Source organism: Dentiradicibacter hellwigii, from assembly GCF_041770905.1.
In the GTDB taxonomy this organism is placed as follows: Bacteria; Pseudomonadota; Gammaproteobacteria; order Burkholderiales; family Rhodocyclaceae; genus Propionivibrio; species Propionivibrio hellwigii.
Window position 1 is genome coordinate 707,683 of record NZ_JBEUWX010000002.1, and the last position, 25,447, is coordinate 733,129.

24 protein-coding genes and 1 tRNA gene are annotated in these 25,447 nt (G+C 58.1%); 6 read left to right on the forward strand and 19 right to left on the reverse strand.

The window, feature by feature from the left end; genetic code table 11:
- Positions 1–45: 45 nt before the first annotated feature.
- Positions 46–1,446, reverse strand: coding sequence for an N-acetylmuramoyl-L-alanine amidase (locus ABCS64_RS05540; protein ID WP_418890903.1), 1,401 nt, complete (start codon positions 1,444–1,446; stop codon positions 46–48).
- The gene (tsaE, locus tag ABCS64_RS05545) at positions 1,401–1,952 is read right to left on the reverse strand and encodes a tRNA (adenosine(37)-N6)-threonylcarbamoyltransferase complex ATPase subunit type 1 TsaE (RefSeq protein WP_418890904.1); all 552 of its coding nucleotides are present in this window, start codon (positions 1,950–1,952) and stop codon (positions 1,401–1,403) included. The genes ABCS64_RS05540 and tsaE overlap by 46 nt, the downstream gene beginning before the upstream one ends.
- A gap of 472 nt (positions 1,953–2,424) precedes the next feature.
- On the opposite strand from tsaE, the gene queG reads away from it, so the two are divergent.
- Positions 2,425–3,765: a tRNA epoxyqueuosine(34) reductase QueG gene (gene queG, locus ABCS64_RS05550; protein WP_418890905.1), complete on the forward strand. Its 1,341-nt coding sequence runs from the start codon at positions 2,425–2,427 to the stop codon at positions 3,763–3,765.
- A gap of 84 nt (positions 3,766–3,849) precedes the next feature.
- Here queG and ABCS64_RS05555 read toward each other — a convergent pair whose 3' ends face one another.
- Together ABCS64_RS05555 and ABCS64_RS05560 are read right to left on the reverse strand one after the other, a co-directional pair.
- Positions 3,850–4,788 carry a sulfurtransferase gene (locus ABCS64_RS05555; protein ID WP_418890906.1) on the reverse strand — a complete coding sequence of 313 codons (939 nt, stop codon included), beginning with the start codon at positions 4,786–4,788 and terminating at the stop codon, positions 3,850–3,852.
- Between the two features lies 1 nt (position 4,789).
- On the reverse strand, positions 4,790–5,137 hold the full coding sequence (locus tag ABCS64_RS05560; protein ID WP_418890907.1) for a SpoIIAA family protein: 348 nt from the start codon (positions 5,135–5,137) through the stop codon (positions 4,790–4,792).
- A gap of 289 nt (positions 5,138–5,426) precedes the next feature.
- Between ABCS64_RS05560 and ABCS64_RS05565 the strand changes: the two genes are divergently transcribed.
- The 5 genes from ABCS64_RS05565 to ABCS64_RS05585 all read left to right on the forward strand — a co-directional run bounded on the left by ABCS64_RS05565 (position 5,427) and on the right by ABCS64_RS05585 (position 9,670).
- The gene (locus ABCS64_RS05565) at positions 5,427–5,714 is read left to right on the forward strand and encodes an exodeoxyribonuclease VII small subunit (protein WP_418890908.1); all 288 of its coding nucleotides are present in this window, start codon (positions 5,427–5,429) and stop codon (positions 5,712–5,714) included.
- A complete protein-coding gene (locus ABCS64_RS05570; RefSeq protein WP_418890909.1) occupies positions 5,714–6,643 on the forward strand; it encodes a polyprenyl synthetase family protein in 930 nt (309 codons plus the stop codon). Before ABCS64_RS05565 ends, ABCS64_RS05570 begins: the two co-directional genes overlap by 1 nt.
- 107 nt (positions 6,644–6,750) lie before the next feature.
- On the forward strand, positions 6,751–8,610 hold the full coding sequence (gene dxs, locus ABCS64_RS05575; RefSeq protein WP_418890910.1) for a 1-deoxy-D-xylulose-5-phosphate synthase: 1,860 nt from the start codon (positions 6,751–6,753) through the stop codon (positions 8,608–8,610).
- 11 nt (positions 8,611–8,621) lie between these two features.
- The gene (folE2, locus tag ABCS64_RS05580) at positions 8,622–9,431 is read left to right on the forward strand and encodes a GTP cyclohydrolase FolE2 (protein WP_418890911.1); all 810 of its coding nucleotides are present in this window, start codon (positions 8,622–8,624) and stop codon (positions 9,429–9,431) included.
- Positions 9,432–9,595: 164 nt separating this feature from the next.
- Positions 9,596–9,670, forward strand: a tRNA-Arg gene (locus ABCS64_RS05585).
- A 110-nt stretch (positions 9,671–9,780) separates the two neighbouring features.
- Here ABCS64_RS05585 and recN read toward each other — a convergent pair.
- From recN to hisS, 15 genes are all read right to left on the reverse strand, one after another.
- A complete protein-coding gene (recN, locus tag ABCS64_RS05590; RefSeq protein ID WP_418890912.1) occupies positions 9,781–11,448 on the reverse strand; it encodes a DNA repair protein RecN in 1,668 nt (555 codons plus the stop codon).
- A 2-nt stretch (positions 11,449–11,450) separates the two neighbouring features.
- On the reverse strand, positions 11,451–12,419 hold the full coding sequence (locus ABCS64_RS05595) for an NAD(+)/NADH kinase (RefSeq protein ID WP_418890913.1): 969 nt from the start codon (positions 12,417–12,419) through the stop codon (positions 11,451–11,453).
- Between the two features lie 59 nt (positions 12,420–12,478).
- Positions 12,479–13,513 carry a hypothetical protein gene (locus ABCS64_RS05600; protein ID WP_418890914.1) on the reverse strand — a complete coding sequence of 345 codons (1,035 nt, stop codon included), beginning with the start codon at positions 13,511–13,513 and terminating at the stop codon, positions 12,479–12,481.
- Between the two features lie 121 nt (positions 13,514–13,634).
- A complete protein-coding gene (locus tag ABCS64_RS05605) occupies positions 13,635–14,006 on the reverse strand; it encodes a hypothetical protein (protein ID WP_418890915.1) in 372 nt (123 codons plus the stop codon).
- A gap of 56 nt (positions 14,007–14,062) precedes the next feature.
- Positions 14,063–15,370, reverse strand: coding sequence for an adenylosuccinate synthase (locus tag ABCS64_RS05610; protein ID WP_418890916.1), 1,308 nt, complete (start codon positions 15,368–15,370; stop codon positions 14,063–14,065).
- A 111-nt stretch (positions 15,371–15,481) separates the two neighbouring features.
- The gene (locus tag ABCS64_RS05615; protein WP_418890917.1) at positions 15,482–16,630 is read right to left on the reverse strand and encodes an ATP phosphoribosyltransferase regulatory subunit; all 1,149 of its coding nucleotides are present in this window, start codon (positions 16,628–16,630) and stop codon (positions 15,482–15,484) included.
- Positions 16,627–16,812 carry a DUF2065 domain-containing protein gene (locus ABCS64_RS05620; RefSeq protein ID WP_418890918.1) on the reverse strand — a complete coding sequence of 62 codons (186 nt, stop codon included), beginning with the start codon at positions 16,810–16,812 and terminating at the stop codon, positions 16,627–16,629. The genes ABCS64_RS05615 and ABCS64_RS05620 overlap by 4 nt, the downstream gene beginning before the upstream one ends.
- Positions 16,802–17,632: a protease modulator HflC gene (gene hflC, locus ABCS64_RS05625; protein ID WP_418891888.1), complete on the reverse strand. Its 831-nt coding sequence runs from the start codon at positions 17,630–17,632 to the stop codon at positions 16,802–16,804. Before hflC ends, ABCS64_RS05620 begins: the two co-directional genes overlap by 11 nt.
- 62 nt (positions 17,633–17,694) lie before the next feature.
- Entirely contained in the window at positions 17,695–19,008 is a 1,314-nt protein-coding gene (gene hflK / locus ABCS64_RS05630) for an FtsH protease activity modulator HflK (protein ID WP_418891889.1), read from the reverse strand.
- A gap of 23 nt (positions 19,009–19,031) precedes the next feature.
- Positions 19,032–20,279: a GTPase HflX gene (hflX, locus tag ABCS64_RS05635; protein WP_418890919.1), complete on the reverse strand. Its 1,248-nt coding sequence runs from the start codon at positions 20,277–20,279 to the stop codon at positions 19,032–19,034.
- Positions 20,280–20,388: 109 nt separating this feature from the next.
- Positions 20,389–20,637: an RNA chaperone Hfq gene (hfq, locus tag ABCS64_RS05640; protein ID WP_418890920.1), complete on the reverse strand. Its 249-nt coding sequence runs from the start codon at positions 20,635–20,637 to the stop codon at positions 20,389–20,391.
- A gap of 160 nt (positions 20,638–20,797) precedes the next feature.
- A complete protein-coding gene (der, locus tag ABCS64_RS05645) occupies positions 20,798–22,327 on the reverse strand; it encodes a ribosome biogenesis GTPase Der (protein WP_418890921.1) in 1,530 nt (509 codons plus the stop codon).
- The gene (bamB, locus tag ABCS64_RS05650; protein ID WP_418890922.1) at positions 22,324–23,457 is read right to left on the reverse strand and encodes an outer membrane protein assembly factor BamB; all 1,134 of its coding nucleotides are present in this window, start codon (positions 23,455–23,457) and stop codon (positions 22,324–22,326) included. Before bamB ends, der begins: the two co-directional genes overlap by 4 nt.
- A 2-nt stretch (positions 23,458–23,459) precedes the next feature.
- Positions 23,460–24,140: a YfgM family protein gene (locus ABCS64_RS05655; RefSeq protein WP_418890923.1), complete on the reverse strand. Its 681-nt coding sequence runs from the start codon at positions 24,138–24,140 to the stop codon at positions 23,460–23,462.
- Complete coding sequence (gene hisS, locus ABCS64_RS05660; RefSeq protein ID WP_418890924.1) at positions 24,127–25,440, reverse strand: histidine--tRNA ligase; 1,314 nt, start codon at positions 25,438–25,440, stop codon at positions 24,127–24,129. Before hisS ends, ABCS64_RS05655 begins: the two co-directional genes overlap by 14 nt.
- Positions 25,441–25,447: the final 7 nt, after the last annotated feature.

Here is a 25,447-nt window from a genome sequence, read left to right on the forward strand (position 1 = left end):
TAACCCAGTCCAGGCGATGCCCCCGGCGCCATCAACAAACGCCGGCTAATCCAACGCGGCAAGCGCTGCCGGCAATCTGGCCAGCGGCGGATTTTGGGCGAAATATTTGCGGATACCGTTGAAAATCGACTGCGCCATTTTTTCCTGATAAGCGCTGTCGTTCAGTCGCTTTTCTTCTTCCGGATTGGAAATAAAGGCCGTTTCGACGAGGATCGACGGAATATCAGGCGCCTTGAGCACGGCAAAACCGGCCTGCTCGACGTGATTTTTGTGCAGCCGGTTAATCTGACCAATTTCCTTGAGGACAACACCGCCGAATTTGAGACTGTCACTGATCGTTGCCGTCTGCGAAAGATCCAGCAGCGTGCGCGCCAGCATTGGATCCCTGTTGGCAGCAATGTTGACGCCACCGATCAAATCGGCCTCATTTTCCTTTTGCGCCAGCCAGCGCGCAGCCGAACTCGATGCCCCATGCTCAGACAAGGCGAAAACCGACGAGCCGTTGGCGTCGGGACGGATAAAAGCATCGGCATGAATGGAAAGAAACAAATCGGCACGAATACGCCGCGCCTTCTGCACACGCACATTCAGCGGTACAAAGTAATCGGTATCGCGCGTGAGCATGGCGCGCATATTCGGCTCATCGTCGATTTTCGACTTAAGCCGCTTGGCGATGGCCAGCGTCACATGCTTTTCATAGCTGCCCCGACTGCCTACGGCGCCGGGGTCTTCGCCACCATGACCGGGATCGATCATTATCGTCAACATCCGCCCGCCGCCTTTCTTGCGGCGTACGGTTTTTGGCGCATCACCCGATGCGCCGGCCTTATCGGTCGGAACGCCCGGTTTTCTCTCCCCTGTCGCGGAATCGCCCGCAGTTCCGGCGCTGGCGAGCGTTTCGTCTCCTGCCGTGTTCTCCGCCGGCGCCAGATCATCCGGCGTGTCATGCTTCTTGATCAGTTGCGACAGGAGATCGGGCGGTTCCAGGGGATACACGTCGAGCACCAGCCGGTAGCCGTACTGACCCACCGGCGGCAGCACGAACACCTGCGGCTTGACCTCATTCTTCAGTTCCATGACCAGACGCACGACGCCCGGTTTAAAACGGCCGGCACGCAGCAGTTTGATATTGGGGTCATCCGGTGAAATCTTGCCCGCCATGCTTTCCAGCACACTGTTGAACTCGACATTCTCCAGATCGACAACCAGACGGTGCGGGTCTTTGATCGTGAAATGCGTGAATTTAAGCGGTGCACGATGTTCGATCGTCACCCGCGTATAGTCGGCCGCCGGCCACACGCGCACAGCCACGACGCCGAAACCGCGCGAAACCGCCGCACGGCCGAATGGCGTCACGGAAAAAAGGAGCGCCGCGCCGCCGACATGCAGCAGTTCACTGATCAGCTCGCGGCGCTTGAGTAACCGGCACGGAGGCTGCTCAGACATTGCCGCCCCGCTGTACTATAGGCATGCAGCACAAGCCGGCGCCCATCCGCCGGGCGGCTTTCCGGCACGGTTTCTCCGGCAAAATGGAAAGCAATGCGCAGATCAGCCGCAGGCACGTAAGCAGCCGCCTTGTCCGGCCATTCGACCAGACAGACGGTATCGTCGCGGAAATATTCACCCAAGCCGGCATCTTCAAACTCACTTGGATCATTGAATCTATAAAAATCAAAGTGGTACAAGTATAATCTCGAAACAACATAAAATTCAACCAATGTGTAAGTGGGGCTTTTGACCGGTCCTTCGTATCCCAGGCTACGTAACACGGCGCGTGCCAGCGTCGTTTTGCCAGCGCCGAGATCGCCGTCGAACCAGACCACCATGCCCGGCGTCAATAACGGCCCCAATGCCCATCCGAACGCCTGCGTCGCCGCTTCATCCGGCAGAGGCAGCGTTAATGCTGCTGCCGGCGTCTGTCCATTTTCCACACTCTTGGTTTCTGCGTTCATTTGTTTTTACCGTTTCGCCTGCCTTCTGGTTTTATCCATTCTCACGGGTATTACATGATCGGCTTTTTAGCCCATTGTTACCATTCTCACCATTGTCACACGAAGCCGCACGAGTTTTTTCGGAGTTTCGGCAGTAAAGGGACGATTCATTGAGATCGACGATGCCATCAAAGCAAACAGACGCTTCCCCCTTCAGCAACCGCGTATTTTAAGCAGATCCAAGCAGAACCATTTTGCCAGCCATGCCGACCATTGGGTGATAAGTTATTTTTGAGCCGCGCGCGCCATTAATCACCTAACGATCATCTCGTTCAACAGATGAATCGGCACGCCATATGCCCAAGCATTTTGCACGCAAGTTTGTACCGCCTGGAACGAAGTCCCTTCACGCAAATGACCGGATTGCTGCCTCATCGTCTTTCTCAGAAATTGCCCTCTATTTTTTCAGCATTTCCGGGCTATGATGCCGCCTATGCATGAAAACGACGCCTCACCCGCAGATGTTCCGCACGCCGCACGCCGCGCAAACCCAGCGGCCACAGCACCGGCCAAAATCCGCACGGCATTTTGTTGGGATGCTCTGGCGCAGGCCATCAAAAAACAGGCGCAAGTACTGGGTTTTAGCGGCGTCGGCATCGCCCCCGCTTCCCTTCCGGAACAGGCGCGGGAACAACTGGCGCACTGGCTGGCGCGCGGTCACCACGGCGGCATGGATTATATGGCCAGACACACCGGGCTACGTGGCGATCCAAATGCACTGCTACCCGGCACGCTGACCGTTATTTCCCTACGCCTGCCTTACTGGCCGCAATCCGGCGCACTCACGGAAAACGACCCAGGCGCAGCCACCGGGCGCGGTAATGCCGGCGAGCCCGAGGGTACAAGCGAAAGCATGGATGGCGATGCAAATGGCAGCCTAAGAAACGCCCTATGCCTCCCCCCGCAAGGCGAACGGAAGAACCTGTCGGGAAACGCGCCAGTGAACTTCCCGGAAGACGCTCCGAACGACCCGGTTGCCCGAACAGCCTGGATTTCCCGCTACGCCCGCGGCCGCGACTACCACAAGATCGTGCGCGCGCGTCTGCAAAAACTGGCCAACTTCATTGCCACCGCGCTGCACACCGAGATGCCGGAATTCCCATTCATCTACCGCGTTTTTTCCGATTCCGCACCGGTCATGGAAACCGAATTTGCCCAACGCGCCGGCATTGGCTGGCGCGGCAAACATACGCTGACTTTAACGCGCACCGGCTCCTGGCATTTTCTCGGCGAACTCTATACTAACCTGCCGCTACCGGCCGACCCGCCTGCGGCCGACCACTGCGGCGACTGCCGGCGCTGTCTCGACGCCTGTCCGACGGGTGCCATTACCGCACCGTATGAACTCGACGCGCGCCGCTGCATCTCTTACCTGACCATTGAGCTTTCCGGCGCTATTCCGCCCGAGCTGCGGCCGCTGATCGGCAACCGCATCTATGGTTGCGACGACTGCCAAACCGTTTGCCCCTGGAACCGCTTTGCCCGCCAGGGCGACCCGGCCTTTGCCGCGCGCACAGGCCTGACGGACGCGCCGCTTGAGGCATTATTTGCCTGGACCCGGGAAATCTTTGAAGCCCGGCTGGCCGGCAGCCCGATCCGCCGTATAGGCCACGAGCGCTGGCTGCGCAACCTCGCCGTCGCGATGGGCAACGCGCCGCCCAATCCGAACCTGCAAGCCGCCCTGCGCAGCCGGCAGAACGACCCTTCGCCGTTGGTCCGCGAACACGTCGCTTGGGCGCTGGCGCGACAGCAGTGCACAAAAAATTCAGGATAGGGAATGACGCCCTGACCCGCGTGCCTAGCTGATGCCCGTAGAAGCCACGGGCAGACGCCCCGACTACCCTCGGAGCAAAGAACTTCAAGCGCTGATCGAAACAGAATCTGTCGCAATCGTGGCGACAGGCCGCGCCGGATCGCTGCACCATTCGCTCCACGAGCCGGGATACAGGCGGGCGCCATGCAAACCGGCAATTTCAAGCGCCAGCAGATTGTGGCAGGCAGAAACGCCCGAACCACATTGCATGACGACCTGTTCGGGCGGCATACTGGCAAACAGGGCAAGAAATTCACAGCGTAATTCGGCGGCCGGGCGAAAGCGCCCGGAAGCATTGAGGTTCTCCTTGAAGCAGCGATTGCGTGCGCCAGGGATATGGCCACCGACGGGATCCATCGTTTCATTCTCACCACGAAAGCGGTCAGCGCTGCGTGCATCGACCACCAGAAAATCCCGCCGCTTGATATTGCTCAGCACCTCATCGGCACTCACCGTCCACCGGCTAGGTTCAGGCTGCACATACTCGAACCGCACAGACTCAGCCTCGGGAAGCGTGCGTGTCAGCGGCAGCCCCTCGCCCATCCAGGCCTTGAACCCGCCGTCGAGCAGCGCGACCTTCTCGTGCCCAAGCCAGCGCAGCATCCACCACAAGCGGCCGGCGACCATGCCTTCCGCATCGTCATAAACAACAACCTGCGTCTGCCGCGTAATCCCAATAGCACCGAGCTTCGCCGCCAGTGTTTGCGGTTCCGGCAGAGGATGGCGGCCATTGTGGCCATTTTTCGCGCCGGACAGATCACGGTCAAGATGCATGAAAAATGCACCCGGCAGATGCCCCTCGGCATACGCCCGCTCACCATAGTCGGGATCGGAAAGCTGATGGCGGCAGTCAATGATGCGCCAGCCGGTATCGTTCAGATGCGCGGCCAGCGTGGCGCAGTCGACCAGCGGCGAGTCCGGCGCCGGCCGGCATTGTCCATGTGCACCGGAGACCTCGCGGAAACCATTCTTGAAATCGGTCATCTCAGAGCCCCTGCAACCAGGCCGAAGCCTCTGCATCATCGTTGCAAACGCGCATTTCGGCACCTACAAAAACATCTATCAGCCAGGCGCTCCAGGCAACCCACTGGCTGTCCGTCACGACAGCAATCCGCCGAAAATCACCAGAGTGGGCGCGCGCAAAAACGATGTCTTCCCACGCCACATCGAGCGTCACGCTGGTCATTTCACGCAGATCGAAAAGCAGATCGGGCGGCCCCTCAGCATGAACGGCCGCCAGTGCCGCCGCCTCGAACTCCTGATAGTCAGCCAGCGTGAATTCTCCGTAAATGTTGACTTGCACCAACCTTGGCGAATGCTGAACCACAATCATGGCGATCTCCTTCATCGCATATTTTCTTGCGTATCCAGAATCAAGTTTAGCACCCTCCCGATTGCTCACTTTGCGCCATATTGCATCGCCGTACAGTACGCAAACGGTGCGCTTGGGGGATAGCGCGCGGAATCATGAGACATGCGTGAGGAAAAAGCGCGCAAAGCGTGTAAACTTCACCCGTTTTCCGTTGGTTTTACCGGCATATCCATACAATTTTACAAAGGGACGGCAGCGCCAATAAACACTGCTTTTCTACGACCTTGTGTTGATTCATTCGAGTGTGCTTATGGCAAAAAATACTTCGGCATCCGCCAGAGAACCCCAGGATACGCACGATGCCAACGATTTACCGGACATCACCGGGCTGAAATTCGAGGCAGCGCTTGCCGAACTGGAACAACTGGTGCGCAGTATGGAAGACGGCCGCCTGCCACTCGAAGAATCCATCGCCGCTTACCGGCGCGGCAGCACACTGCTCAATCACTGCCAGCATCTTCTGCAGGATGCCGAACACAAAATCCAGGTGCTTGAAAACGGAGCGCTGCGCGACTTCGATGCGCGCGGAGAGGCATAATGAATACGTCCGTGAACACGTCCGGCCATCTTTCTTTCTCCGACCTTTCTTTTCCTGACTGGATGCGGTATGTGCAGGCGCAGACGGAGGTCGCGCTCGACCGCCTGCTGCCCACGGCCGATACAACGCCCGCACATCTTCATCAGGCCATGCGCTACGCCTGCCTGGGCGGCGGCAAACGGATTCGCCCGTTGCTCGCCTTTGCCGCCGGCGAATTGTCCGCCGCGCCGGTAACGCGGCTGGAAACCGTTGCCTGCGCTGTCGAATGCATTCACGCTTACTCGCTCGTACACGACGACCTGCCCTGCATGGACGATGACGTACTGCGCCGCGGTCAGCCGACCTGCCATGTCAAATTCGGTGAGGCAACGGCACTGCTTGTCGGCGACAGCCTGCAATCATTGGCTTTTGAACTGCTGGCACACCCCCTGTCCGACGATCCGCAAATCCAGCTTCGTCAGACGTTTCTTCTGGCGCAGGCCAGCGGTTCGCGCGGCATGGCCGGCGGACAGGCCATCGATCTGGACGCAGTAGGCAAGGCGTTGAACCCGCAGGAACTGGAACAGATGCATACGCTCAAAACGGGCGCTTTGATACGCGCCGCCGTCCTGCTGGGGGCACTGTGCGGTGATCCGCCCGATGAAACGGCGCTGGCGAGGCTCGATCGTTTTGCCGCCTCGGCCGGCCTGCTGTTCCAGGTGATTGATGACATGCTCGACTGTACGGCCAATACGACGACTCTGGGCAAAACCGCCGGCAAGGATGCCGCCGCCGACAAACCGACCTACGTCAGCCTACTCGGTCTGGCAGGCGCGCGCGATCTGGCGGAACAACTCCAAACGCAAGCGGTGTCGGCGCTGAAGCCCTTTGGCGAAAAGGCACGCCGGCTGACCGAACTGACCGATTTTTTCGTCCGCCGGGAATTCTAGAATTCTAAATTTCTGGCAGACCAACATCTTTCCTACGTCAAAACCGAGTCGTCATTGCCCTATCACCCGATTGACTAACGACCTACCTTCAGCCCGATATCGATTCCATGACCGCCTATCCATTGCTCGACACCATCCGGCACCCCGCGCAACTGCGTGCGCTGGATCGCAAGCAGCTACCGCAGCTAGCTGAAGAGCTGCGTAATTTTCTCGTCGACTCGGTCTCGCGCACCGGCGGGCATCTGTCGTCGAATCTCGGCACTGTCGAGCTGACGATCGCGCTGCATTACGTCTTCAACACGCCGGAAGATCGCTTAGTCTGGGATGTCGGCCACCAGACTTACGCGCACAAAGTGCTGACCGGCCGCCGCGAAGGCATGGCCAGGCTGCGCATGTACGGCGGCGTATCGGGATTTCCCAAGCGCAGCGAAAGCGAGTTCGATGCCTTTGGTGTCGGCCATTCCTCTACGTCGATTTCAGCGGCGCTCGGCATGGCGATCGCCGCCAGGCTCAAAGGTGAGGAACGGCACACCATCGCCGTTATCGGCGACGGCGCCATGTCCGCCGGACAAGCTTTCGAGGCGCTCAATAACGCTGGCATTGCCAACGTGGACATGCTCGTCGTCCTCAACGACAACGATATGTCGATCTCCCGCCCGGTCGGTGCGCTCAACAAGTATCTGGCACGCATCCTGTCGGGCAACGCCTTCAACGCCGCCCGCCGCGCCGGCGAAAAGGTCTTGTCAGTTTCACCCTCGCTGCTCGAATTTGCCAATCGCGTCGAAGGCCACGTCAAAGGCCTGCTGACGCCGGGCACGCTATTTGAGGAACTCGGATTCAACTATATCGGCCCGATTGACGGGCATGATCTCGACTCCCTCATTCCCACGCTGCAAAACCTGCAAAAGCTCAAGGGACGGCAGTTTCTGCATGTGCTTACGCGCAAGGGACAAGGCTACAAGCTGGCCGAATCCGACCCAATTCTGTATCACGGCGTTTCCCGCTTCCAGCCCGAGGTCGGCATCGTCGATAACGCCGCAGAGGCTAAACCGAGTTTCGCCCGGATTTTTGGCGACTGGTTATGCGACATGGCTGCAGCCGATTCGAGACTCGTCGCCATCACGCCGGCTATGTGCGAAGGTTCGGGCATGACGGCTTTTGCAGACCGTTATCCAGAACGCTTCTACGATGTCGGCATTGCTGAGCAGCATGCCGTGACTTTTGCCGCCGGCCTGGCCTGTGAAGGACTAAAACCGGTCGTCGCTATTTATTCGACTTTTCTCCAGCGCGGCTACGACCAACTGCTGCACGATGTGGCCCTGCAAAACCTGCCGGTCGTCTTTGCCATCGATCGCGGCGGTCTCGTCGGCGCCGACGGACCAACGCATCATGGCGCATTCGACCTCTCCTATCTGACCTGCATCCCAAATATGGTCATCATGACGCCGTCCGATGAAAATGAATGCCGCCGCATGCTGACCACCGCCTATCGGCAGGATGCGCCCTGCGCTGTGCGCTATCCGCGCGGTGCCGGCACCGGCGCGCCGATTGACCAATCGCTCGGAGAACTGCCGCTCGGCAAGGGACTCATCCGCCGTAAGGGGCACAAGTTCGCCCTGCTGGCTTTCGGCAGCGTACTGGCATCGGCGCTCACGGCCGCAGAAACGCTCGATGCCACCGTTGCCGACATGCGTTTCGTCAAACCCATCGATCAGGCGCTGATTATCGAACTGGCGCGGGAACATTCTCTGCTTGTCAGCATCGAAGAGAACGCGCTGATCGGCGGCGCCGGCGCCGAAGTTGCACGCACGCTTGAAAATGCGGAATGTGCAGTCCGCTTCTTCCGTCTCGGCCTGCCCGACCGCTTCATTGAACACGGCGACCAGGCGCAGCTACTAGCCGACGCCGGTCTCGACGCAGACGGCATCATCCGCACGGTTAATGCGCATTTCCAACCTTCCCAATAATAGGACACGCAATGAACGCAGCACAAAATAAAGACAAGATCGCCGATGTACAGAATCTCGCCGATACACGGCATATCGCCATCAACCGCGTCGGCATCAAATCCATCCGCCATCCCGTGCGCGTACGCGACCGCTCGGGCGGCGTGCAGCACACGGTAGCCGTCTTCAACATGTACGTCAATCTGCCGCACAATTTCAAGGGCACGCACATGTCGCGCTTCGTCGAGATTCTCAACACCAACGAACGCGAAATTTCCATTGAGAATTTCCCGGCAATGCTGCATCAAATGGCGGAAAAGCTCGAAGCCGAAACTGGCCACATCGAAATGAATTTTCCGTATTTCATCCGCAAAGCGGCGCCGGTTTCCGGCGTTCAGAGCCTGATGGATTACGATGTCACGCTGATCGGCGAGATCAGTCAGGGCAAGATCGTCTCACAGGTCAAGGTCGTTGTTCCCGTCACCAGCTTGTGCCCCTGCTCCAAAAAAATCTCGGAGCGCGGTGCGCACAACCAGCGATCGCACGTCACCGTCACCGCCAGCATCGACCAGCTTGTCTGGATCGAGGAAATCGTCCGCCTCGTCGAGGAAGTCGCTTCCTGCGAACTGTACAGCCTGCTCAAGCGGCCGGATGAAAAATATGTGACTGAACATGCCTACGACAACCCGAAATTCGTCGAGGACATGGTGCGCGACGTTGCCGCCCGCCTCAACGCCGAGCCGCGCATCTACGCCTACACCGTCGAATCGGAAAATTTCGAATCGATCCACAACCACTCGGCCTACGCCATGATCGAGAACGATAAAAACCAGACTGCATAAATCATAAATGAAACCGCTCGACGATCCGCCTGCATCCACGTCCATCGGAATACTGAACGCTGCACGGACCGAACGATTGTCGCGCGCTACACAAACTACGCGCAGTACGTGCAATCACGCTAGAATAGCGCCCGCAGTACGGCGTCTTCTGGCCAGCCTGACATCTCCTCGTAGCATAACGGATAGTGCACACGCCTCCTAAGCGTGCGATACAGGTTCGATTCCTGTCGAGGAGGCCAACGCCTTTTTCTTTTTGATTTCAGCTTTCCGCCGCTCGAACGCGCCGCCCTCGCCCTGGCAGTAAGGCGGCAATGAGAATGCATTGCCGATGTCGCGCATTCTGTCTTTTTCAGGAGCCAGTGAGCATCTCTCTGGCGTGCCGGCGGGTGATATCGGTAATCTCCACACCACCAAGCATACGGGCAATTTCCTCGATACGCGCGTTTTCATCAAGCGCATCAACACTGCTGCGGACGCTATCGCCCTCAAGATGCTTGGTCACCTGCCATTGCCATTCGGCGCAGGCCGCTACCTGCGGCAAATGGGTCACACACAATACCTGTCGCTCACGCCCGAGTTCGTGCAGTAGGCGTCCGACGACTTCGGCAACACCGCCGCCGATGCCAACATCCACCTCATCGAAAATCAGCGTCGGCACGCTTGCCGCCTGGCTGGTTACGACCTGGATGGCCAGACTGATACGCGAAAGCTCACCGCCGGAAACGACCTTGGCAAGCGGGCGCGTTTCGTTGCCTGCCAAGCCGGAAACGCGAAATTCGACCTGCTCAAGGCCGTGCAGACCATGCGTCGTATCGACGTCAAGCGGTATCAGGCCGATCTCAAAACGCCCACTGCCAAGCGCCAACTGCCCCATAAGCCGGCTCACTTCACCGGCCAGTGTCTTGGCTGCCTTGGCGCGCTCCGCTGACAGGCGTTTGGCCGTTTTCAGATAGGCCGCCCTGGCAGCCTCGGTTTGTATGCGTAGCGCGTCGATATCGGCGTCGGCGGCAATTTCATCGAAGCGTCGCCGCCAATCAGCAAGCAGTCCGGGCAATGCTTCCGGCGAAACCCGGAACTTGCGGGCGCAACTGAAAATAGCCTCGAGCCGCTTTTCCGCTTCGGATAAACGCTGTGGATCAAGGTCGATCCGCTCGGCATAGCGGCGCAGCGCGGATGCCGCTTCGTCCAGATCGGCTTGTGCCGAGGTAACGAGCGCTGCCGTTTCGGTCAGCGCAGGGTCATAACCAGTCAGTTCATCAAGCGTATGCGCCGCCGCGCCGAGCTGCGCCGAACAGGCCGAATCACCCTCGGCCAACAGGTCAACAATCTGGCGCGCACCTTCGATCAGGCGGGCTGCGTGCATCAGGCGTTGATGTTCGTGATTAAGCGCCTCCCATTCACCCGCGGAAAAACCCAGCATATCGAGTTCGCGGATTTGCAGGGCGAGCAGATCGCGCTCCTGCGCCGCCGTTTCCGCGCCATGCTGTACAGCTTCCAGCCGCTCCTGCGCTTTACGCCAGGCTCGCCAGCTGGTGGCCACTTCATCAGCCAATGGACGCAGGCGCGCATGCGTATCGAGCAGATCGCGCTGTGCATCGCCGCGCAGCAACGACTGGTGGGCATGCTGACCATGAATATCAACAAGAAATTCCGCCGCTCGACGCAATTGCTGGAGCGTTACCGGCGAACCGTTGAGGTAGGCGCGTGAACGGCCGCCAGCTTCGACGACGCGCCGCAGCAACAGTCCCTCCTCTGCCTCAACGGCAATATCATTTTCGCGCAACCAGTCGAGAAGTCCGGCTTGCGGCATGGAAAATTCAGCGCTGACTTCGGCGCGATCGCAGCCAACACGCACCAGTCCGCTGTCCGCACGTTCACCCAGCACGCAGGCCAGCGCATCAACGAGAATCGATTTACCGGCACCCGTTTCCCCCGTCAGCACGCTGAAACCAGGCTGAAAATCCAGTTCGAGGCGATCGACCAGGACGAAATTCCGGATACTCAAACGATTCAGCATGATCAGCCGGAACAGTCCGCCCCGCCCATCAGATCATCCTGATCCTCAACCGACATCAGCGGCAGCACGTCGGGCTGCGCGCTCCAGTGCAGTTTTTCGCGCAACATGGTGAAATAGCTATAGCCGGGCGGATGCAGTAGACAGGCGGAAAATTCCGCCCGGCGGATACATATGATGTCGCCAACGCGTAGATCAACGGCCATCTGTCCATCGCAATGCACCCGTGAGTCAATGGCGCGCAGGATGCGAACTTCGATCTGGCAGGCATCGCTCACCACGATGGGGCGGTTAGACAGTGCATGCGGGCACAGCGGTACCAACGCAATGCTGGAAACCTGCGGATGTTGAATCGGCCCGTTGGCCGAGAGTGAATAGGCGGTCGAGCCGGTCGGCGTGGAGACGATCAATCCGTCTGCACGCAGGTTAAAGACAAATTCACCGTCGATGAAAAGCTGCAGTTCGATCAGCCGGCCAAATGCGCCTTTATCAATGACGACTTCGTTGAGCGCTAGATGCTCGCTGAGTTTCTGCCCATTCCGGAAAATGCTGGCGACGAGCAGCTGGCGGCTTTCCGGGATGAAATGACCCGCCAGAAGATCATCCAGCACTGCCAGCATATCGCTGCGCGCAATATCGGTCATGAAACCGAGCCGTCCCTGGTTGACACCGACCAGCGGCACGCCGAAGCGCGCCAACTGGCGGGCCGCATTGAGCATCGTACCATCGCCACCCAGTACGATGGCCAGATCGGCACGCTCGCCAATGGCGATGAAATCGCCACAGGCCCAGGCCAAAATCTGTGGGCTGCCGGAATTTTCCGCGGTCGCTTTTTCAATCAGCACGGTCATGCCTCGCCGTTGCAGATCGTTGGCGAGTAAACACAGGGAATCGCTGATATCCCGGCTGTTGTATTTGCCGATCAGGGCGATCGTCCGCACACCGTTTGGAGGAAAAATAGCGCTGGCATTCATGAGATCAATTAAACCACAAATCCGCCGGCAATAAGGCCCTCCCAAGCGACGCGGTAGATTTACAGCAGGCGTTCTGCGCCTGAAAAATTAATTCTCGTTGTGGGCAGTTCTGAACGTGCGACGCGGCCGATGAAAAAAGCGCGCGAAGTATTGGGCACGCCGTTAAAAGTCACCTGTGTAAAGGCGACTTTGTGACCGACCGTTAAGCTGTCTTCGGCCAGAATTTCATTGAGATGACTCAAGCGCAGGCGTTTGTGCTCAAAATCCAGGTAGCTTTGTACCGAAGAAAATGCCTCACACAAACAGGTCAGCTCCGCTTCCAGCTGTGCTTGCACATCACCCAAACCTGCAAGCTGCTGCTCGCTCTCCTGAAATTGCGCCGTCAGCGCAGTATCCGACACGTTCTCCGCCGCAGAATCGGTATCGTCTGTCTGCTGGCTGTGCTGGCGCTTCAAATGCTCGCGCAGCAAGGCGTGCTGATCTTCCAGTATCTGCCGCGTTTTTCGCAGTTCGCCAATTCCCGTCATCGACTGTGCAATCAGATAATTCAGCCACTCGTCGTACACCTGCTGCCGCACCTCATGTTCTCCGGCTCCGCAAGACATCACCCAGGGTGAATCGAAACAGGCAATCCGGCGGGAAAGATCGGTCTGCGTTTCTATACCATGCGGCGACATGCCCTCAGCACTGCGCTCCCGATAGGTCACGCCGAGCGCGAAATAGGCCGTATCCAGATCCGGGTGTTTGTCGAACAGGGTGCGCAGGCTGCCGGAAGCACCCAGCGTACGCGGCATATCCTCGGCCGTCGCAAAAAATGCACGCAATAGCGGCGTTTCCGCCCAATCGGCTGCGACCACGTCAATGCAGGCGGGGAGAAAACGCATCTGCGCATCCAGATAATCGACGGCCTGCCGCACTGGTGCATCCAGTCGGTCACGACAGGCTTCCACTGATTTCAGGCGGGGATTGGTCTGCGCAATAGCAAAATCTACTGTTTTTGCGACATTGCGCGCCAGGCGCTCATCGAATGAGGCGCCAGTACGGGAATCTGTCGGATGTCCCAAAAGCCCCTTGAGCCAGCTAAAAGTACCCATCACAACTCACCAATACGGATGCCGGTAATAAAAACAGATTTTTGTCACGCTGCCCACACGATGCGCAGAAAAAAGCGAGGCTGGTTCAGACACCCCCCTTATATACGGAGTATCACCCTATTCAGCGCCGGTCGATCAGCGGCGGGTCTTCGGCTTTTTCACACCGCTTACCGCCAAGCACATGAATCAGCAACAGCCAGGCTTGAAAAAATATACCGGCAACCATTCCAGGCAGAAAGGCTTTGGATGTCGCCAATAATTGTGCAAAAAGGCCGCCAATCACATAGCCGACAGGTATAAATGGAAACGTAACAAAAAGGCCAATATCGGCGAAACGTCCGCCAAGTTTCTGCGAAAGAGGGAAAAGCAGGGCATATACGACAAGCCCGAGCATCTGCCAGCAGTTTAAAGTGAAAAAACGTCCACTCCACCCACGCTCCCGCGCCATTTGAACGCCCCTGCTTCTCCACGAGATCTTGTTGTCGTTCGCCAAAATCTGGCCGGCTCTGCGCCATACAATCGCCTGCGCTATGCCGCCTATTCTATTGCTCAGTCGAATGGGTGGCGACGCAGAATGGTTTCGCTGCGCTCCGGCCCCGTCGAGATGATATCGATCGGAATGTCGCATAGAGTTTCAATACGCGCCAGATACGCCTGAGCAGCTTTCGGCAGCGCCGCGTAAGAGGTGGCGCCGAAGGTCGATTCGCTCCAACCGGGCAGGGTTTCGAATATCGGCTCACACCCTGCCACTTCATCAGAACCTATCGGCAGCATAGCAAGCATCTTGCCATCCTTCCGGTAGCCGGTGCAGATCTTCAGTTCCGTCAGGCCATCGAGCACATCGAGTTTGGTGATGCACAGCCCCGTCACACCGTTGATCTGGGCCGAACGCCGCAGAGCCGGCACGTCAAACCAGCCGCAGCGGCGCTTGCGCCCGGTCACGGTACCGAATTCCATTCCTTTGGTCGACATCTGCCAGCCCGGCGTACCTTCCGTGTCAATATCAAGCTCGCTTGGAAAAGGACCGCCGCCAACCCGCGTACAGTAGGCTTTGGTGATGCCGAGAATGTAGTTGAGCATGCCCGGTCCAATGCCTGCGCCCGCCGCTGCCTGGCCGGCAACACAGTTGGACGAGGTGACGAAAGGATAGGTGCCATGGTCGATATCGAGCAGTGAACCCTGCGCTCCTTCAAACAGCATGTTGTGACCCGCCTTGTAAGCGGCATTTAGTGCAGCCGATACGTCAGTCACCATGGGGCGAATCTGCTCGGCATCGAGCAAAGTCTGTTTAAGAACGGCTTCGCCATCAACGGCTTCTGCATGCAGATAGTGTGTCAGAACGAAGTTGTAATACTCGAGATTTTCTTTGAGTTTTTCGGCAAAGCGTTCAGGATGGAAAAGGTCGTATACGCGCAATGCACGCCGCGCAACCTTGTCCTCAAACGTGGGGCCAATACCTTTGCCGGTCGTGCCGATTTTTTTGTCGGCACTTTTGGCGGCTTCGCGCGCCCGGTCAAGTGCGATGTGATATGGCAACACCAGCGGGCATCCGGGGCTGATTTTCAGGCGCGAGCGCACTTCGATGCCGCCCGCCTCCAACTGGGCAATTTCACTCAGCAGATGATGGATATCGAGAACGACGCCATTGCCGATATAACAGGTGATGCCTGCGCGGGCAATGCCGGAAGGTACGAGATTGAGCTTATATACCTTGTCGCCGACGACCAGGGTATGACCCGCGTTATGTCCGCCTTGGAAGCGTACGACGCCACTGGCACGATCAGTCAACCAGTCGACAATTTTCCCCTTGCCTTCATCGCCCCACTGAGTACCGACGACCACTACATTTTTTGCCATGTCATTCCTCGCCATTCGTAAGCCTTAAGTTGTGCCTGGTGAGTCATTTGCCCTGTGTAGCCACCCACCGTCCGAACCATACAGTCCAACGACTTTTCCACTAACACTTTACTACAGCCCTACTACCCTCCACTCGTCGGCATCTTCGACTAGCCGGCGATCGCACGAGCGGCTCTCATCAGCACGCTCCCCCGGCAATAATTCGATGACGATTTCGCCCTGCGCCCGCAAGGCAGCAATGCTGGCCGCCAGCGCCGCATCCGTCGGCCTCCGGGGGGCGAGGATCGCCGGCTCGGCCTGCCGCGGCAAATCGGAAAGCTGGGCGATCCGGCGCAGATCGAGCGAAAACCCGGTCGCCGGTCGGGCGCGCCCGAAACTCGCACCGACACCGTCATACCGGCCGCCACGCGCGATGACTTCGGCGTGTGCAGGGGCATACACGGTAAACACAGTTCCGTTGTGATAATAGTAGCCGTGCAGCTCAGCGAGATCGAACGAAAACGCCAACGACGGCAATGCGGTGCGAAGCCGCTTTAATGTTGCCAGCGCTTCGCCGATCGCAGGTAGTGGCGGCAGCTGCCCGGCTGCCTGGTCGAGTAATTCGTCGCCACCGTAAAGCTCGGGCAGACGAATCAATGCCGACCGCCAGGGTTCAGCAAACTGTGCGCAATAATCGTGCAGACCGGGGACATCCTTGGCTTGCAGCAGGTGCAGCAATGTATGTTCGGCAACATGGTCAAGGCGGGCTGCCTCCGCCAGTGCCTGAAAAACACCGACGTGGCCAATGTCAATATGCGACCCGGCAATGCCGGCAGTGGCCAGCGCCGCGTCAAGCAGACGAATGATTTCCAGATCAGCCTCAATGCCGGCATAACCGAACAACTCGGCGCCAAGCTGGATAACCTCACGACTGGCTGCCTGCGATGCCGGCAAGGTATGCAAGACACTGCCGCAATAACACAGCCGGGTCACGCCCTGCCGGTTAAGCAAATGCGCATCGATACGCGCCATTTGCGGTGTCATATCGGCGCGCAGTCCCAGTGTACGCCCGGAAAGCTGATCGACGAGCTTGAAAGTGCGCAGACGGAGATCGGACCCCGTGCCGGTCAGCAGTGAATCAAGGTATTCGAGCAAAGGGGGTTGCACCAGCTCATAACCGTGCCCGCGAAATAGATCAAAAAGCGCTCGGCGCAACCGTTCAATCGCGGCTGCTTCATTGGGCAGCACATCGGCAATGTAATCAGGAAGCAGCCAGTTCATTGCAACACCATCAGCAAAACAATGCCAACCAGCATTGAGGTCAGTCCAATAAAACGAATCTGTCCGTCGCGCATCTGAGTCAGCTGGCGAAACATCTCGCGCCAGGTTGTCGGTGCAAGAAACGGCAGGATGCCTTCGAGCACCAACATTAGGGCGCAGGCAGTAAGCAGACTATCGGTCATTGGCAGGGTTTTTCACCGCACCTCCGGCATTCTTCATGTATTTGAAAAACTCGGAATTCGGCTCGACGACGATCACGTCACTCTTGTTTCCAAAGCTACCGCGGTACGCCTCCATGCTCCGGTAAAAGGCATAAAACTCCGGCGACTGGCTGAATGCCTGCGCATAAATCGCCGCCGCCTTGGCATCGCCTTCACCCTTGACCTTCTGAGCGTCGCGATAAGCTTCGGCAACAATCACCTCGCGTTGCCTGTCAGCATCCGCACGAATCTTTTCGGCCTCGGCCGCACCTTCCGAACGCAATTCATTGGCAACACGCTTGCGTTCCGCTTCCATACGGCTATAAACGGACTCGCTGACTTCGGTTGGCAAATCGACGCGCTTGAGGCGGACATCAATAATTTGAACGCCGATCTTGCGGGCATCGAGATCCGCCTTGTCGCGCATTTCTTCCATGATCTTGTCGCGCTCGCCGGAAACGACCTCATGCACCGTGCGTTTGCCGAATTCTTCGCGCAGACCGGCGTTGACCGTCTGCGACAACCGCGTCCTGGCACCCGCTTCATCGCCCACAGACACGTAGTACAGCTTGGGATCGACAATTTTCCATTTGACGAAGGAGTCGACGAGAACGTTCTTTTTCTCCGACGTAATAAAACGCTCGGGCTCGGGTGAATCGAGCGTCAGAATGCGTTTGTCGAAAAAGCGTACATTCTGGATCAGCGGCCACTTGAAATACAGCCCCGGATCGGCGATTACTTTCTTGACTTCACCAAGCTGGAAAACGATAGCGTATTGGCGCTGATCGACCGTAAAAATCATCGACGCGGCAACCACCAGCACAACAACCAGAATACTGGCAACGGCATTGATTCCCTGGCGCATTATCTGCCCTCCCGATCGCGCAGGCGCAAGGCGTCGCGGTCACGCGACGCAGAATAATTTCCAGCACTATTCCCGCTATTGGTGCTACGCGTAAGGCGTGGTAACGGTGCAGGCTGGGAAGCGTGTTCAACCGGCGATGCGGCGGTACTCGTCGTTTCATCCGTCTGCCCGCCGGGTACTGCACCCGCGGCCTGCATCAGCTTGTCGAGCGGCAGATAGAGCAAATTGCCCTGCCCCTTGGCGTCCAGCAGCACTTTCCCGGTATTGGCATAAACCTGCTGCATGGTTTCCAGATAAATACGCTGGCGCGTCACTGCCGGCGCCTTGGCATATTCGCTGAGGATCTGCTGGAAACGGCTGGCGTCGCCTTCTGCCGTGGCAATCAGGCGCTGCCGGTAACCTTCCGCCTCCTGCGCCAGCCGCGCCGCCGTGCCACGTGCCCGTGGAATGACATCGTTGGCGTAGGCCTGGCCTTCATTTTTCTGGCGTTCCCGATCCTGGCTGGCCTTCACGGCATCGTCAAACGCCGCTTGTACCTGCTCCGGGGGCTGCGCATTCTGCATCGTCACCTTGGAAATCAAGATGCCGGTTTTATAACGATCGAGAATACTCTGCATCAGATTCGACGCGTTGACGGCAATCTGCTCACGCCCTTCATATAGGACGAAATCCATGCGACTCTTGCCGACAATCTCACGAATCGCCGTTTCCGCCGCCTGCTTCACCGTTTCGTCGGGATTACGGTTGTTAAATATATAATCGGCCGGATTTTTAAGAATATATTGCACGGCAAACTGGATGTTGATGATGTTCTCATCGTCGGTCAGCATCAGTGCCTCGCGCAATTCCTTGTTGCGTTCGCTGCCGCGATAGCCAACTTCTACTGTGCGCACGCCCGAGACGTTGACCAGTTCGTGCGACTGGATCGGATAGGGTAAACGCCAGCGCAACCCTGGTTCTGTACTTTCCTTGTAACGACCGAACTGGAGCAGGATGCCGCGCTGCGAAGCATCGACGATATAAAACCCGCTGGCCAGCCAGACTAGTACGCCAAGCGCCAGCAACAGCGTAATACCACCGCCGAGAAAGCGTGGACTGATTTCAACAGGAGGACGGCCGCCACCATTGCCACCGCCCTGATCGTTATTACTGCGCGAATTTCGTTTACCCAGCGCATTGTTCAGGCGGCGATTGAAATCGCGCCATAGGTCTTCGAGATCGGGGGGGCCTGAGTTCTGGTGCGGGTTCTGGCGCCCTTCGTCGCCCTGATTATTATTACCGCGCTTACCCCATTGCGGGTCATTCAGCGACATGAGAAGTCCGATTGTGGATGAAATCATGCGGAAGCATCCGTGTTGGTATCATTTATATCCGTTGTCATCGGAGCATGGACCGCAGGAATGGCACCGCAGTCATTTTTATGATCGCTCCGTATGCAAACCCGTAGCGAGCCCCCCTCTGCCTGCGCTCCGATCCGCATCGGCGTTCGGGGTTTCTCAAGCGCAATTTCAGCCAGTGCGCAGCGCAATAAATCCAAGCCAGCGCCACATTTTGCGCTGACCCGAACGCGGTCGATTCTATCATACTCATCCCGCTCAACAGACGGCGGCAACCCCGTCAGATCCAGCTTGTTCAGGATAACCAGCCGACGGACCTGACCGGCACCGATTTCATCCAGCACCTTGTCGACTTCGGCGATTTGCCGGTCACGCGCCGGGCTGGCGGAATCGACGACATGCAGCAGCAGGTCGGCCTGCGCCGTCGCTTCTAGCGTCGCATGAAAAGCAGCAACCAGCGCATGCGGCAGGTCGCTGATGAAGCCAACCGTATCCGACAAAACGATGTTACCGGCCTCTGGCAGCCAAAGTTTGCGCGAAGTGGTGTCGAGCGTTGCGAAAAGCTGGTCGGCAGCATACGAACTGGCATGCGTCAGCGCATTGAACAGCGTCGATTTTCCAGCATTCGTATAACCGACGAGTGAAATATTGAATACGTCGCCGCGCATCCGCGCCCGCCGCTGGACACCCCGCTGCCGCTCCAGGCGTCCGAGCCGCTCGCGCAACAGTCGCACTCGCTTGCCCAGCAGACGTCGGTCGGTTTCCAGCTGAGTTTCCCCCGGGCCACGCAGGCCGATCCCACCTTTTTGCCGCTCAAGGTGTGTCCAGCCGCGCACCAGCCGCGTCGCCAGATGGTCGAGCTGTGCCAATTCGACCTGTAACTTGCCTTCTGAACTTTGTGCGCGCAGGGCAAAAATATCAAGAATCAGGCTGGTGCGATCAATGACGCGGCATTGCAACAGGCGTTCGAGGTTACGCTCCTGCGCCGGCGAAAGGTCGTGGTTGAAAATGACCAGATCGGCCTGATGCGCGGCCACTTCCGCAGCAATCTCCTGTACCTTACCCTTACCCGCAAAGGTGGCGGCATCCGGACTATGGCGTTTACCCTGTACTTCGGCGCATAGACGCGCACCCGCCGACTCGGCCAGCAGACGGATCTCTTCCAGCCTATCGGCAAAATCACCGGAACCGAAATCGAGTTGGACGATGACAGTGCGCTCACCCCCGGCCGCAGGACGCTCAAACATCGGTATGCCGCAGGTAGAAGCAGATAGAAAGCATGGGCAGAAAGAACACTGCGGTCAAAAGATAGGCCGCGACTAGGAACGGGTTTTGTACGAACGGATATGCAATGGATCAGAAACCGTTGTCGCCTTCCGAATGAAAATGGAAATTGACCGGACGCGATGGTACGACTGTCGAAATTGCATGTTTATAGACCATCTGAGTCACGGTATTGCGCAACAGAACAACGTACTGATCAAATGATTCAATCTGGCCTTGCAACTTGATGCCATTGACCAGATAGATCGACACGGGTACGTGTTCTCGGCGCAGAACGTTGAGGAACGGGTCTTGTAACTGTTGCCCTTTATTAGTGCTCATGGTCTAACTCCACATCTCGTTGTTGGTTTTGGGATGCCTTAGCTTAATGGATTTCTCAGTGATTTGCCAGAAAACGAAAAATTATTCCGAACAACTCTCTCTGGCAAACTGCCTGCAAGCCTTCTAAATACAGCCTTGTATTCTGGCCATCACAGACACGCTATCTATGCGCCCGCCGCGGCTTGCCGATACCGGACTCCGGGGATTTTGCAAATTTTCCGGATTCGCCACTGACCGCTTTTGCCGCCACTTTTACCACTTTTCCTGCCTTCGCGCTGTCCGTCTTTGGCGCTCCCTGCCGCCCGACCGCTCCACGCGCCGCTTCGCCCCGTGGGCGGCGGCGCGAGCGCTCCGCCGGTTTGCGCTCGGCAAACGGGTTATCGGACGTGTTGTACTGGATGCGCAAAGGTGTTCCCTTAAGCCGGAATGCATCACGGAAAGCGCGCTCCAGATAGCGCGAATACGCATCAGAGAGCTTATCGAGCGCATTGCCGTGAATGACGATCACCGGCGGATTGCGTCCGCCCTGATGGGCATAGCGCAGTTTAGGGCGGAAGATGCCGTTGCGCGGCGGTGTTTGGCGCGCTGCCGCATCAATCAGCACCCGTGTCAGACGCGGTGTCGACAGATCGGCCGTTGCTGCCCGATAGGCGGCATCGACCGAGCGGAAGACGAGGTTCAGTCCCAGCCCTTTGAGCGCTGAAACATAGTGGAAATCAGCAAAGTCCAGAAAACGCAGACGGGCTTCGAGCGCCGATTTGATCTGGCTGCGCCGGTAGGCATCCAGCCCATCCCATTTATTCACGGCGATGACGAGCGCACGTCCCGATTCAATGACGAAACCGGCAATATGCGCATCCTGATCGGAAATATCCTGACGGGCATCCAGTACGAGCACGACGACATTGGCGCCTTCGATCGACTGTAGCGTCTTGATGACGGAAAATTTTTCGATGGCTTCGAACACACGCCCCTTGCGCCGCAAGCCGGCGGTATCGATCAGCATATAACGCCGGCCGCCGCGTTCAAAATCGACGCCGATAGCATCGCGCGTCGTCCCAGGCTGATCGAAGGCAATCATGCGCTCTTCGCCCAGCAAGGCATTGATCATCGTGCTTTTACCAACATTCGGTCGGCCGACGATCGCTACTTTGAGTGAAGCCGCCCGTTCATCTTCCGCCTCTGCGGCCTCCTCTTCAGGGAAATGCGCCAGTGCCTGCTCAAGCAGCGCACGCACGCCGTCGCCATGCGCAGCGGAAATCGCCAGCGGTTCCCCCAGCCCCAGCGTATGGAATTCAGCGGCAGCCACACCACGCTCCATGCCTTCGGCCTTGTTGACAGCAACGACGACCGGGCGCGGGTTTCTGCGTAGTTTTTTGGCGATTTCCTTATCCTGCGGCGTAATGCCAGCACGTCCGTCGACCATGAAAACGATGGCATCCGCTTCGGCGACAGCCTGCTCGGTCTGGCGCGCCATTTCATGCAGGATGCCGTCCTTGGCGAGCGGTTCGAAGCCGCCGGTATCGACGACGAGATACGGGCGATCGCCAAGCTTGCCGTGACCATAGTGGCGATCCCGCGTCAGCCCCGGCATATCGGCGACGAGGGCATCGCGCGTTCGCGTCAGACGGTTGAACAGCGTCGACTTGCCAACATTGGGACGGCCGACGAGTACGAGCGTCGGCTTCATTCGACCTCAACGGCAAACACACCGCCGCCACGGGTTTGCACCACCATATTCGCACCCAGCGCCTGCGGCGCGGCGATGACCGCACTGCCGTCCGTCGCCAGGCGCGCCGAAAACGCGCCATCCGCCCGCGAGAGGAAATGCACAACGCCTTCCGCATCGGCCACGGCCACCTTGTCGCCGCGCGCAATAGGCGCCGACAGGCGACGCTTGGCCAGCCGACTCTGTTTCCAGAGGCTGCTGCCGCTGCTTAAGTCGAAGGCATGCACGGTATCTTTATCGTCGGTAACGTAAAGCTGCCGGTCATTGATCGTCAGTCCTACCGCACTGGAGACATCGCGCGTCCACATCTGCGAGCCATTACCGAGCTCAAAACAGGCAACACGTCCCTGGAAAGCAACGGCGCACACCGTACCGTTGGAGATCACAGGCAGGCTGGTGATATCGGCGATACGATCCAGCTCGGTCACGCCCTTGGGCACCGCCACCGTACCTTCCCAGACGGCAGCGCCATTACTGGTGCTGACGGCTACCAGTTTGCCACCGGGAAAGCCGGCAAATACATACGGCCCGTCAATCAACACCCCAGCCGTCGAACGCAGCGCCAGAGCGGGCATCGGGCGCTGATAAATCCATTTGCGCTTGCCGTCGGCGGCATCGTAAGCTGTCAGGCGATTGTCGGCACTGCGCACGACCACGAGACCATCGCCCAAAGCCGGCGGCGCCAGAACCGCGCTCGTGGCGTGCGCCTTCCAGCGCAATGCCCCATCGGCGGCGGCAAAAGCCAAAATCTCGCCCTTGGGCGTACCGACGACAACCAGATTGTCATCGGCGCCAACGCCGCCGGACAAGGGCTGGTCGGCATTGATTTTCCATGCCACTTTGCCAGCGTCGATACGCAGAATGCTGCCGTTGCCAGCGGCGGCATAAACCGTCGAGCCTACGACTGCCGGAGTAAAGACATACAGCCCAGCTTTACCAACACTTCCCTGCCAGAGAACACGGACAGTGGCCGATGCCGTAATCGGCTGCAGTTTGGGCGGTTTGTCGTCCGACGAGAACGGATTGAGCGCACTCAGTGACGAACACCCTGACAATACGGTAAGCGCAATAGCCAGTACACGCATCTTCATGTTTATCCCTTTGTGCCCAGTGCATCAAGTTTCTGCTGGATGATTTCACGATATACGGCGCTGGACTGTAGCTGCCAGTTTTGCGAGTTGGCACCACCATTTTGCGCCCCCGACAGCGTATCCAGCGCCAACTGATAGGCTTTGCGCGCTTCATCCTTCTTGCCCTGTGCGCTAAGAACATCGCCACGGCTATCGATAAAACGTGCCGAGAACGCCGGCGTCACGCTGCCCTCAAGCAGCTTGAGCGCTTCGTCGTAAGCCTTCTCGTCGATCAACAGCGTCACCAAATGCAAACGCGCCAGATCGCGGATTTCGTCCTCGCCGTTATCGACGGCCCATTGCAATTGAGCCTTGGCTGTTTTGGTATCTCCCGCATCCTTCGTGGCTTTGGCCGCTACCAGCGCGCCAAGCGTTGCGTAGCGAGTACCGCTGAATTTCTCGGTCAGCTCGCCGCTGGCTGCCTTGACGCGCTGCGTATCTCCAATCTGCACCGCCTGCTGGAGCGCCTGATAGATATCCGAGGCCTGCTCGGCTTGGCTACGCTGGTACCAGTTCCAGCCGCGCCAGGCGAGCACGACAACCGCCGCAGCCATGACCACAAAAGTCAGCAGCGAGCCGTACTGTTTCCACCAGGCTTTAAATTCGGCAATCTGTTCCTGTTCTTCAAGATCATAAGCTGCCATCCGTTTCCTCTCCTTCAAAAAGTGCATTCATGATTTCTTCACCCAAACGGTCGACAGCAACGCGCTGTTGCCGCCCTGTTTCACCGTCTGCCGAGGTTTCGCGCAAGTATTTCAATGTCACTTCACCAGCTGCGGCTTCGTCGTCACCGATGATGACCGCAAAATGCGCGCCGGACGCATCGGCCTTTTTCATCTGCGCCTTGAAACTGCCGCCGCCGCAGTGAAAAAGTACGTCGATGCTTTGGTCACGCAGACGCTCGGCCACGCGCGGCGCCAACCGCGAAGCAGCTTCACCCTGGTGAACAAAATAGACGTCGACGCCCGCCGGTGCGGGATTGCCGCCCATATCGCGAATCAGCGCAATCAGCCGCTCGACGCCCATGGCATAGCCACAGCCTGGCGTCGGTTTACCGCCGAGTTGTTCGACTAAACCATCGTAACGTCCGCCGGCACAGACGGTGCCTTGCGCACCCAACCTGTCAGTCACCCACTCGAATACGGTCAGATTGTAGTAATCCAGGCCGCGCACCAGCCTGGGATTGATCGTATAAGGCACGCCGACGTCGCGTAGCGTCTGCTGCACGCCTTCAAAATGCGCCATGGATTCTGCTCCCAAATGCGCCATGAGTTTCGGCGCTTCGGCGATCAGCGCTTGCATGTCTGGATTTTTGCTATCGAGTATGCGTAAAGGGTTGGTGTAGAGTCTGCGCCTCGCATCCTCATCCAGCGCATCGCGGTATTTCTCGAAATAAGCAATCAGGTTGGCGCGATACTGTGCACGCTCTTCGCTTTGGCCGAGCGAATTGATTTCGAGGCGGATGCCGTCCAGCCCAAGGTCGTCCCACAGGCGCGCGCCCATGAGGATGAGTTCGGCATCGATATCCGGCCCAGGGAAACCAAAGGCTTCGACGCCGACCTGGTTGAACTGGCGGTAACGCCCTTTTTGCGGGCGTTCATGGCGAAACATCGGCCCCATGTAGTACAGGCGCTGGGGACGTTGTGCCGCAAGGTTGTGCTGAATCAAGGCACGCACGCAACCAGCCGTACCTTCCGGACGCAGTGTCAGGTTCTCACCGTTAAGAGTGTCTTCAAAGGAATACATTTCCTTTTCGACGATGTCAGTCACTTCACCGATGGCGCGCCGAAACAAAGAAGTCGGCTCGACGATGGGCATACGAATCGGCCGGTAGCCGTAGCTTTTCAGCCAGCAACGGATCGTTTCCTCGAACAGTTCCCACAATTCAGATTCGCCGGGCAGGATGTCGTTCATCCCGCGAACGGACTGGATAGTTTTGCTCATGAGCTTG

What these genes read in the sequence shown, in the direction of transcription:
- ABCS64_RS05560 (WP_418890907.1), bottom strand. Translation starts at nt 5,137, where the DNA reads ATGATTGTGGTTCAGCATTCGCCAAGGTTGGTGCAAGTCAACATTTAC.
- hfq (WP_418890920.1), bottom strand. Translation starts at nt 20,637, where the DNA reads ATGAGCACTAATAAAGGGCAACAGTTACAAGACCCGTTCCTCAACGTT.
- ABCS64_RS05540 (WP_418890903.1), bottom strand. Translation starts at nt 1,446, where the DNA reads ATGTCTGAGCAGCCTCCGTGCCGGTTACTCAAGCGCCGCGAGCTGATC.
- ABCS64_RS05620 (WP_418890918.1), bottom strand. Translation starts at nt 16,812, where the DNA reads ATGACCGATAGTCTGCTTACTGCCTGCGCCCTAATGTTGGTGCTCGAA.
- dxs (WP_418890910.1), top strand. Translation starts at nt 6,751, where the DNA reads ATGACCGCCTATCCATTGCTCGACACCATCCGGCACCCCGCGCAACTG.
- der (WP_418890921.1), bottom strand. Translation starts at nt 22,327, where the DNA reads ATGAAGCCGACGCTCGTACTCGTCGGCCGTCCCAATGTTGGCAAGTCG.
- queG (WP_418890905.1), top strand. Translation starts at nt 2,425, where the DNA reads ATGCATGAAAACGACGCCTCACCCGCAGATGTTCCGCACGCCGCACGC.
- ABCS64_RS05555 (WP_418890906.1), bottom strand. Translation starts at nt 4,788, where the DNA reads ATGACCGATTTCAAGAATGGTTTCCGCGAGGTCTCCGGTGCACATGGA.
- ABCS64_RS05595 (WP_418890913.1), bottom strand. Translation starts at nt 12,419, where the DNA reads ATGAATGCCAGCGCTATTTTTCCTCCAAACGGTGTGCGGACGATCGCC.
- hflX (WP_418890919.1), bottom strand. Translation starts at nt 20,279, where the DNA reads ATGTTTGAGCGTCCTGCGGCCGGGGGTGAGCGCACTGTCATCGTCCAA.
- bamB (WP_418890922.1), bottom strand. Translation starts at nt 23,457, where the DNA reads ATGAAGATGCGTGTACTGGCTATTGCGCTTACCGTATTGTCAGGGTGT.
- hflC (WP_418891888.1), bottom strand. Translation starts at nt 17,632, where the DNA reads ATGATTTTTACGGTCGATCAGCGCCAATACGCTATCGTTTTCCAGCTT.
- ABCS64_RS05600 (WP_418890914.1), bottom strand. Translation starts at nt 13,513, where the DNA reads ATGGGTACTTTTAGCTGGCTCAAGGGGCTTTTGGGACATCCGACAGAT.
- ABCS64_RS05615 (WP_418890917.1), bottom strand. Translation starts at nt 16,630, where the DNA reads ATGAACTGGCTGCTTCCTGATTACATTGCCGATGTGCTGCCCAATGAA.
- hflK (WP_418891889.1), bottom strand. Translation starts at nt 19,008, where the DNA reads ATGTCGCTGAATGACCCGCAATGGGGTAAGCGCGGTAATAATAATCAG.
- ABCS64_RS05570 (WP_418890909.1), top strand. Translation starts at nt 5,714, where the DNA reads ATGAATACGTCCGTGAACACGTCCGGCCATCTTTCTTTCTCCGACCTT.
- folE2 (WP_418890911.1), top strand. Translation starts at nt 8,622, where the DNA reads ATGAACGCAGCACAAAATAAAGACAAGATCGCCGATGTACAGAATCTC.
- hisS (WP_418890924.1), bottom strand. Translation starts at nt 25,440, where the DNA reads ATGAGCAAAACTATCCAGTCCGTTCGCGGGATGAACGACATCCTGCCC.
- ABCS64_RS05610 (WP_418890916.1), bottom strand. Translation starts at nt 15,370, where the DNA reads ATGGCAAAAAATGTAGTGGTCGTCGGTACTCAGTGGGGCGATGAAGGC.
- recN (WP_418890912.1), bottom strand. Translation starts at nt 11,448, where the DNA reads ATGCTGAATCGTTTGAGTATCCGGAATTTCGTCCTGGTCGATCGCCTC.
- tsaE (WP_418890904.1), bottom strand. Translation starts at nt 1,952, where the DNA reads ATGAACGCAGAAACCAAGAGTGTGGAAAATGGACAGACGCCGGCAGCA.
- ABCS64_RS05565 (WP_418890908.1), top strand. Translation starts at nt 5,427, where the DNA reads ATGGCAAAAAATACTTCGGCATCCGCCAGAGAACCCCAGGATACGCAC.
- ABCS64_RS05655 (WP_418890923.1), bottom strand. Translation starts at nt 24,140, where the DNA reads ATGGCAGCTTATGATCTTGAAGAACAGGAACAGATTGCCGAATTTAAA.